The following is an 8,638-nucleotide window of genomic DNA, read 5'->3' as shown; positions in this document are numbered from 1 at the left end:
CGGTGGCGCCAAGCGGCGCTGACCCGGGAGGAAACACCCGAACGGCGTCCGGCATGCTGTGCGAGCAGCGTTGCCGGACGCGTTCGTCGTCGAAGGGAAGCGAAACAGCCGTGACGGAGACCCACAGCACCGCGGCGCGGGGGGACAGCGGCCCGGAGGCCGCCCGACTGGTCGCCAGCCGGGTGCTCGACGTGCCGGACTTCCCCAAGCCCGGTGTCATGTTCAAGGACCTGATGCCGCTCTTTGCCGACGCCAAGGTCTTCCGCGAGGTGATCGACGAGATCATCGCGTACCACGGGCGGGACGCCTTCGACGTGGTGGTCGGCATCGAGGCGCGCGGTTTCGTCGTCGCGGCGGCCATCGCGTACGCCGCCGGGGTAGGCGTGGTGCCGGTGCGCAAGGCCGGCAAGCTGCCCCGTCCGGCGCACTCGGTCTCCTACGCGCTGGAGTACGGCGAGGCCACCCTCGAGGTGCACGAGGACGCCTTCACCGCCGGGCACCGGGTGCTGGTGGTCGACGACGTGCTGGCCACCGGGGGCACCGCCGAGGCGACACTGGACCTGGTCGAGCGGGCCGGTGGAACGGTCACCGGCTTCACCGTGCTGCTGGAACTCGGCTTCCTGGGCGGGCGCGAGCGACTGGCGCCCCGTCCCGTCCATGCTCTGCTGACTGTTTGATGCCTGGCCCGTCGGTCGGAGTCGGCGCCGACCGTCCGGCGGAGCGGCAGGGGACCGTCCGTGCGGGTAGCATTGCCCTTTGCTGACGTCGGCGGGACCCGTCCGGCGGCGCGAGACCAGGCCGCCGATGTTTCGGCCGGCGTGTTTCCGGCGAGCGGTGAGGAGGCCGGTGTCCCACGATGTCGTCCCTCCGGCGGAGGGCACGGTGCACCCGACAGGCGACGCTGACGGCTCGGTGACCGACCGGACAGGCGACGCGCCGGCCCGGGTGACGGGCACCGGCAACGGCTCCACCAGGGCTCCGGGTGCGGGCGCGGTGCGTCCGACCAGCGGCCCGCCGAGCGCGGAGGCGTCCTCCGGCGCCGACGTGGTGTCGTTCCCGACCGACGCCGGCGTCGACCCGTCGCCGAGCACTGGTTTCGGGTTGTCCAACGCGCCCACCGGCCGGCGGGTTCGGGCCCGGTTGGCCCGGTTCAACGCGCCCTGGCAGACCTCGCAGGTCAGCGAGGTGCTGGAGCCGCTCATCGCGAGCCACCGGGACAACCACCCCAAGGCCGACGCCCGGCTGCTCCAGCGCGCCTTCGACATGGCCGCGCGGTGGCACTCCGGGCAGTACCGCAAGTCCGGTGACCCCTACATCACCCACCCCCTTGCCGTGGCGACGATCCTCGGCAACCTGGGGATGGACACCACCACGCTGGTCGCCGCGCTGCTGCACGACACCATCGAGGACACCGAGTACACCCTCGACCAGATGCGCGCCGACTTCGGCGGCGAGGTCGCCCTGCTGGTCGACGGGGTCACCAAGCTCGACAAGGTCAAGCTGGGTGACGCCGCCAAGGCCGAGACGATCCGCAAGATGGTCGTGGCGATGGCGAAGGACCCGCGGGTCCTGGTGATCAAGCTCGCCGACCGGCTGCACAACATGCGCACCCTGACCTTCCTGCCCCGACCCAAGCAGGAGCAGAAGGCCAAGGAGACGCTGGAGATCCTGGCGCCGCTGGCGCACCGGCTCGGTATGAACACGATCAAGTGGGAGCTGGAGGATCTCTCCTTCGGCACGCTGTTCCCCAAGCGCTACGAGGAGATCAACCGGCTGATCGGGGAGCACCAGCCGCAGCGCGAGGCGCTGCTGCGGCAGGTGACCCAGAAGGTGCAGACCGACCTGAAGGCCGCCAAGATCAAGGCGGAGACCACCGGACGCCCGAAGCACCTCTACTCGATCTACCAGAAGATGATCGTGCGGGGTCGCGACTTCAACGACATCTACGACCTGGTCGGCGTGCGGATCCTGGTCGACACGGTTCGCGACTGCTACGCGGCGCTGGGCGTGATCCACGCCAACTGGCAGCCGGTGCCGGGCCGGTTCAAGGACTACATCGCGATGCCCAAGTTCAACATGTACCAGTCCCTGCACACGACTGTCATCGGGCCCACCGGCAAGCCGGTGGAGATGCAGATCCGCACGTACGCGATGCACCGCACCGCGGAGTTCGGCATCGCCGCGCACTGGAAGTACAAGGAGCACAAGGGCACCCAGATCGTCGGCCCGCCCGCGCACATCGACGAGATGACCTGGCTGCGGCAGTTGCTGGACTGGCAGCGGGAGGCCGCCGACCCGAGCGAGTTCCTGGACGCGCTGCGCTTCGACCTGTCCAGCCAGGAGGTGTACGTCTTCACCCCGAAGGGTGACGTCATCCCGCTGCCGACCGGGTCGACGCCTGTCGACTTCGCGTACGCGGTGCACACCGAGGTCGGGCACAAGTGCATCGGGGCGCGGGTCAACGGCAAGTTGGTGCCGCTGGAGTCGACGCTGTCCAACGGCGACGTGATCGAGATCTTCACCTCGAAGTCCGAGACGGCCGGCCCGACCCAGGACTGGCTCGGCTTCGTCAAGAGCCCTCGGGCCCGGACGAAGATCCGGCAGTACTTCAACAAGGAGCGGCGCGAGGAGGCGATCGAGGCCGGCAAGGACGCGATCGTCAAGGCGATGCGCAAGCAGGGCATGCCGTTGCAGCGGATGCTCACCTCCGACGCGCTGATGTCGATCTCGCGCGACCTGCACCTGGCCGACGTGGCGTCGCTGTACGCGGCGGTCGGCGACAGCCAGGTCTCCGCGCAGTCGGTGGTGCAGAAGCTGATGGCCGCGTACGGCGGCGAGGAGGGCGCGGCGGAGGACATCGCCGAGACCGCCGTCGCCACCCGGCCGCCGCGCAGCCGGCAGAGCAGCAGCGACCCGGGCGTGGTGGTCCGGGGCGTCAGCGACGTCTGGATCAAGCTGGCCCGCTGCTGCACCCCGGTGCCGCCGGATTCGGTGTTCGGTTTCGTCACCCGCTCCGGCGGGGTCAGCGTGCACCGCGACGACTGCGCCAACGCCGAGGACCTGCGGGCACAGGCCGAGCGGGTGGTCGAGGTGAGTTGGAAACTCACCAGTGCCTCGACGTTCCTGGTCGCCATCCAGGTGGAGGCACTGGACCGGCACAAGCTGCTGGCCGACGTCACCCGGGTGCTCTCCGACGAGCGGGTCAACATCCTCTCCGCCACCGTCACCACCACCCGCGACCGGGTGGCGGTGAGCCGGTTCAGCTTCGAGATGGCCGACCCGAAGCACCTGGGCCACCTGCTGGCCACGGTCCGCAAGGTCGACGGCGTCTTCGACGCGTACCGGGTCACCTCCGGCGCCTGACGCCGCCAGCTCCGGAAACGAGGAGCGCCCGCCGGCTCCAGCCGGCGGGCGCTCCTCGTCTGCGCGGGTGTCAGCCCTGCGGGTTGCTCATCGTGAGGTCCTTGATGATGACCTCCTTCTTCGGGTGCCCGCCACCGGGCTGCGGGGCGAAGGCCCCGTCGTCGCCGGCCTTGGCCACGTCCTTGACGATGTCCAGGCCGCCGGTGACGGTGCCCAGCACGGTGTACGCCGGGTCCAGCGGCGAGTCGCCGTAGACGATGAAGAACTGGCTGCCGGTGCTGCCCGGCTGGCCGGAGTTGGCCATCGCGATGACACCCTCCGGGTACGGCGGGCGCTTGTCGGTGGGCAGGTTCTCCTCGGGCAGTCGGTAACTCGGGCCACCCTGGCCGTCGGTGGGACGCCAACCGTTGCCGGTGGCGCTGGGGTCACCGCACTGCAACACCTTGATGCCCTCGGTCACCATCCGGTGGCACTTGGAGTTGTCGAAGAAGTTCTTCTCGGCGAGGTAGGTGAAGCTGCCCGCCGTGCACGGCACCAGCGACCGGTCGACCTTGGCGGTGATCGGGCCGAGGTTGGTGTCGATCGTCATGGTCTGCACGCCGGTGTTGGACTGCTGGTTGCTCGGAACGCCGACGTCCTTGATCTGCGGGGGCCGCTGGTCCGTGGGGAGCGCGTTGTACGCGCACTCGGACGCGCCGGCCGCCGGAGTGCCGGTGTCGGGTTTGTCGTCGTCGCCGAGGGCCATCGCCAGCCAGACGGTGCCGGCGACCACGAGCACCAGCGCGGCACCCGCGCTGATGATCGCCGTCGTCTGCCGGCGCTTGCGGGCCTTGGCCGCGCGCTCGGCCATCTCCTTCTCGAGCCGGGCGCGGGCCGCCGCGCGCTGCCGCTCTCTGGTGGACGTCACGCCTGGATCCTCCTGGCTGTCTGTTGCTGAGTGCCGCTTCGGGTGGGTGGTGGCGCCCGGTCAGCCGGCGCTCGGGCTGCTGGCCGGGGCGCCGGAGGCCGACGGTGCGGGCGCCGCACCGGTGACCGGCTCACCGACCGTCAGGCTCTGGATCGTCACGTCGGTGGTGGGCTTGACCTTGGCGCCCTTGCCATTGTCCACGGTCGGCAGGGCGCCGATCTTCTCCACCACGTCCAGCCCGCCGGTCACCCGGCCGATCACCGGGTACTTCGGGTCGGCGGTGGTGAAGTCCTTGAAGAAGATCAGGAACTGGCTGCCGTTGCTGCCCGGCGGGTTGGAGGTCATCGCCACCGTGCCCTTCGGGTACGTCGGCGGTTGACCGGGAGCCGGGCTGGCCGACGGCGAGGCCGACGGCACGGTCGGCAGCTCCTCGTCGTAGAACGAGTAGGTCGGCCCGCCGAGGCCGGTGCCGCTGGGGTCGCCGCAGTGCAGCGCGCCCTCGGCGGTGATCTCGTGGCACTTGGTGTTGTCGTAGAACGACCGGCTCGCCAGGTGGGCGATGCTCGCGGCCGCACACGGGGAGTTGGTCAGGTTCAGCTCCGCGGTGATCGGCCCGCCCTGGTTGGTGGTCACCGTCATCGCCCGGGTGCCGTCGGTGGGCAGGTCCTTGGTGGCCGGCGTGCCGACGTCCTTGAGGTTGGTGTTGGCCGTCGCGTCCTGCGGCGTCCAGAGGCAGGTCTCCGCCGCGGCGGAGTTCTGCTTCGGGTCGGAGTCGAACGCTCCGAGCGCCCACGCCGAGCCGGCCACTACCAACACGAGGATCAGGGCGGCGCCGACGCCGGCCTGGATCTGCCGGCGGCGCCGCGTGGCGGCCGCCCGGCGAGCCAACTGCCGGTCGAGCTTGGCCCGCGCCAGTTTGCGCTGCCGGTCCCTGCTGGAAGCCACCCGTGCTCCCCTTTCCGCTACCTGGTCGTCGCCGGCGGCCGGGCACCCCGGCCCGTCCGGGCGTCACGTGTGCCGCGCCACACGCCCGCCAGAGTGTACGGCTAGTGACTGGGAATGTGGTGTACGAGGTCCGCCCCGTCTCGAGCAGCGCTTATCGGACGTTGTCACTGTGCCGCACGGGGCGTGCGGGACGGGACGGCGCAGACTCGCTGGGGTCGCCGGTTAGGCTGCTGGACAGGACGACAGCTGCTCGACGGAAAGGACAGCGCCCGTGCTCGTGGCCGGCTTTCCCGCGGACGCCTTCGGCACCAACTGCTACGTGGTTGCCACCGCGCCGGGGGAGCAGTGCGTGGTGGTCGACCCCGGCATCGGGGTGCTCGACCAGCTCGACGCGCTGCTCGCCGAGCACCGCCTGCATCCGGCCGCCGTGCTGCTCACCCACGGCCACCTCGACCACACCTTCTCGGTCGCACCGGTCTGCGGCGCGCGCGGCATCACCGCCTACGTGCACTCCGGCGACCGGGAGATGCTGGCCGACCCGGCCAAGGGGCTCTCGGCCGATCTGACCTCGCTCTTCGGCGGTCGGTTCAGCTACACCGAGCCGGCGGACGTGGCGACGCTTACCGACGGCGCCACCCTCACCCTCGCCGGTCTGGAGATCGCCGTCGACCACGCCCCGGGCCATACCGGCGGGTCGGTGCTGTTCCGGCTGCCGGCGGCGGGGTCCGGCTGGGAGGCGGACGAGCTGTGCCTCTCCGGCGACGTCCTCTTCGCCGGGTCGATCGGCCGCACCGACCTGCCGGGCGGCAGCATGCCGGCCATGCTCGCCAGCCTGCGCGACAAGATCCTCCCGCTGGCCGACGACACCGTCGTGCTGCCGGGCCACGGCCCCAGCACCACCATCGGCCGTGAGCGCGCCAGCAACCCGTACCTCATCGAGGTGGCACAGGTCGGCGGCGGCCGACCGGCGGCGCCCACCCGGGGCCTCTAGTCCTCTTCCGCGTCGCGCGCGGACCCATGACACCACCGCGCCACGGGCGCGGAACCGCAAGGAGTACGCCGATGAGCAAGCCCACGCCCATCTCCGGCTTCCCGGAGTGGACCCCCGGCCAACGGATGATCGAGCAGTTCGTGCTCGACAAGATCCGGGCCACCTTCGAGCTGTACGGCTTCGCGCCGCTGGAGACCCGCGCCGTGGAGCCGCTGGACCAGCTGCTGCGCAAGGGCGAGACCTCGAAGGAGGTCTACGTGATCCGGCGGTTGCAGGCCGACGCCGAGGGTGCCGGTGGGGACGACCAGCTCGGCCTGCACTTCGACCTGACCGTGCCGTTCGCCCGGTACGTGCTGGAGAACGCCGGCAAGCTGAGCTTCCCGTTCCGCCGCTACCAGGTCCAGAAGGTCTGGCGGGGGGAGCGGCCGCAGGAGGGCCGGTACCGGGAGTTCGTCCAGGCCGACATCGACATCGTCGACCGGGACACCCTGGCCGCGCACCACGAGGCGGAGATGCCCCTGGTCATCGGGGACGCGCTGGGGTCGCTGCCGATCCCGCCGGTGACCATCCAGGTGAACAACCGCAAGATCTGCGAGGGTTTCTACCGGGGGATCGGGCTGACCGACCCGGAGGCCGCCCTGCGCGCCGTGGACAAGCTCGACAAGATCGGCCCGGCGAAGGTGGCCGAGCTGCTGGCGCAGACCGCCGGTGCCAGCGAGGCACAGGCCAAGGCCTGCCTGGCCCTGGCCGAGATCTCCGCTCCGGACGCCTCGTTCGCCGACGCCGTCCGAGCGCTCGGGGTGAGCGACCCGCTGCTCGACGAGGGCATCGAAGAGCTGGTCCGGGTGGTGCAGACCGCCGCCGAGCACGCGCCCGGCCTCTGCGTGGCGGACCTGCGCATCGCCCGCGGCCTGGATTACTACACGGGCACCGTCTACGAGACCCAGCTGCGCGGCTACGAGCGGTTCGGTTCGATCTGCTCCGGCGGCCGGTACGACAACCTGGCCAGCGCCGGCGCTGTCTCGTACCCGGGGGTGGGCATCTCGATCGGGGTGACCCGGCTGCTCGGGCTGCTCTTCGGCACCGGGGAGCTGTCCGTCTCGCGGGAGGTGCCGACCGCCGTGCTCGTCGCGGTGACCAGCGAGGAGCGGCGGACGGCCAGCAACCGGGTGGCCGAGGCGCTGCGGCGGCGTGGCGTGCCGACCGAGGTGTCGCCGAGCGCGGCGAAGTTCGGCAAGCAGATCCGCTACGCCGAGCGGCGCGGCATCCCGTACGTGTGGTTCCCCGGGGCCGACGGCGCGTCGGACGAGGTGAAGGACATCCGCTCCGGTGAGCAGGTCACGGCCGGTGCGGGGGAGTGGACGCCACCGCTGGGAGACCTCAAACCCACTGTCGGTTGAGTGTCTCCACTGGCGCTGACGGCCGCGGGGACCTACGGTAGCGTAAGTTACGCCACCGTAGGGAGTTTCTCGTGACCGTCAGCACCACAGTGAGCCAGACCGCGCTGCTCGTCGAGTTGGAGCCGGTTGTCGCACGCAACCTGGACCGCCACCTCTCGCTCGCCAAGGAGTGGTTCCCGCACGAGTACGTGCCGTGGAGCGAGGGGCGGACCTTCGACGGGCCGCTCGGTGGCGAGGCGTGGTCGCCGACCGACTCCACGATCCCGGACGTGGCCCGCACCGCGCTGATCGTGAACCTGCTGACCGAGGACAACCTGCCCTCGTACCACCACGAGATCGCCACCCTGTTCGGGCGCGACGGCGCGTGGGGCACCTGGGTGCACCGCTGGACCGCCGAGGAGGGCCGGCACGGTGTCGCGATCCGCGACTACCTGACCGTGACCCGGGCGGTCGACCCGGTGGCGTTGGAGCGGGCCCGGATGACGCACATGTCGGAGGGCTACACCAACGCCCACGGCGACGAGGTGCTGCACTCCCTGGCGTACGTCTCGTTCCAGGAGTTGGCCACCCGGATCTCGCACCGCAACACCGGCAAGGCCACCGGAGACCCCGCCTGTGAGGCGTTGCTGGCCCGGGTCGCCGCCGACGAGAACCTGCACATGGTCTTCTACCGCAACCTGCTCGCGGCCGCCTTCGAGCTGGCCCCCAGCCAGGCCATGCGGGCCGTCGCCGACGTGGTGGCCGACTTCCAGATGCCGGGCAACGGCATCGAGGGCTTCGCCCGCAAGTCGGTGGCGATCGCCCTGGCCGGCATCTACGACCTGCGTCAGCACCGCGACGAGGTGCTTCAGCCGGTGCTGCGCCAGTGGGACGTCTTCAACGTGACCGGCCTCGACGCCGACGGCCAGGCCGCGCAGGAGCAGCTCGCCGCCCAACTGGACACCCTGGACCGCGCCGCCAGCCGCTTCGAGGAGAAGCGCGACGCCCGAGCCGCCCGCCTAGCCCGCTGACTACCCACCCCACCCACCCTCC

The 8,638-nt window shown here is 71.0% G+C and carries 7 protein-coding genes; 5 read left to right on the top strand and 2 right to left on the bottom strand.

Annotated features, from left to right (window positions below; all coding sequences use genetic code 11):
- Nucleotides 1-110 precede the first annotated feature (110 nt).
- Together JM949_RS30765 and JM949_RS30760 are read left to right on the top strand one after the other, a co-directional pair.
- A complete protein-coding gene (locus JM949_RS30765; protein WP_203151613.1) occupies nt 111-677 on the top strand; it encodes an adenine phosphoribosyltransferase in 567 nt (188 codons plus the stop codon).
- A 169-nt stretch (nt 678-846) separates the two neighbouring features.
- A complete protein-coding gene (locus JM949_RS30760) occupies nt 847-3,363 on the top strand; it encodes a RelA/SpoT family protein (protein ID WP_203151612.1) in 2,517 nt (838 codons plus the stop codon).
- 70 nt (nt 3,364-3,433) lie between these two features.
- Here the strand turns inward: JM949_RS30760 and JM949_RS30755 are convergent, their stop codons facing one another.
- Both JM949_RS30755 and JM949_RS30750 read right to left on the bottom strand, forming a co-directional pair.
- On the bottom strand, nt 3,434-4,270 hold the full coding sequence (locus JM949_RS30755; RefSeq protein ID WP_203151611.1) for a peptidylprolyl isomerase: 837 nt from the start codon (nt 4,268-4,270) through the stop codon (nt 3,434-3,436).
- Nucleotides 4,271-4,330: 60 nt separating this feature from the next.
- Nucleotides 4,331-5,215, bottom strand: coding sequence for a peptidylprolyl isomerase (locus JM949_RS30750; RefSeq protein ID WP_203151610.1), 885 nt, complete (start codon nt 5,213-5,215; stop codon nt 4,331-4,333).
- Nucleotides 5,216-5,486: 271 nt separating this feature from the next.
- On the opposite strand from JM949_RS30750, the gene JM949_RS30745 reads away from it, so the two are divergent.
- The 3 genes from JM949_RS30745 (at nt 5,487) to JM949_RS30735 (ending at nt 8,616) form a co-directional block, all read left to right on the top strand.
- Nucleotides 5,487-6,206, top strand: a complete 720-nt coding sequence (locus JM949_RS30745) for an MBL fold metallo-hydrolase (RefSeq protein ID WP_203151609.1) — start codon at nt 5,487-5,489, stop codon at nt 6,204-6,206.
- 71 nt (nt 6,207-6,277) lie between these two features.
- Entirely contained in the window at nt 6,278-7,606 is a 1,329-nt protein-coding gene (hisS, locus tag JM949_RS30740; protein WP_203151608.1) for a histidine--tRNA ligase, read from the top strand.
- 71 nt (nt 7,607-7,677) lie between these two features.
- A complete protein-coding gene (locus JM949_RS30735; protein WP_203151607.1) occupies nt 7,678-8,616 on the top strand; it encodes an acyl-ACP desaturase in 939 nt (312 codons plus the stop codon).
- The last annotated feature ends 22 nt before the right edge of the window (nt 8,617-8,638 follow it).

This window comes from Micromonospora tarensis (assembly GCF_016803395.1).
Lineage (GTDB): Bacteria > Actinomycetota > Actinomycetes > Mycobacteriales > Micromonosporaceae > Micromonospora > Micromonospora tarensis.
Note: the sequence above shows the minus strand (reverse complement) of the source record. Positions and strands in the feature narration are given on the sequence as shown.

What these genes read in the sequence shown, in the direction of transcription:
- hisS (WP_203151608.1), top strand. Translation starts at nt 6,278, where the DNA reads ATGAGCAAGCCCACGCCCATCTCCGGCTTCCCGGAGTGGACCCCCGGC.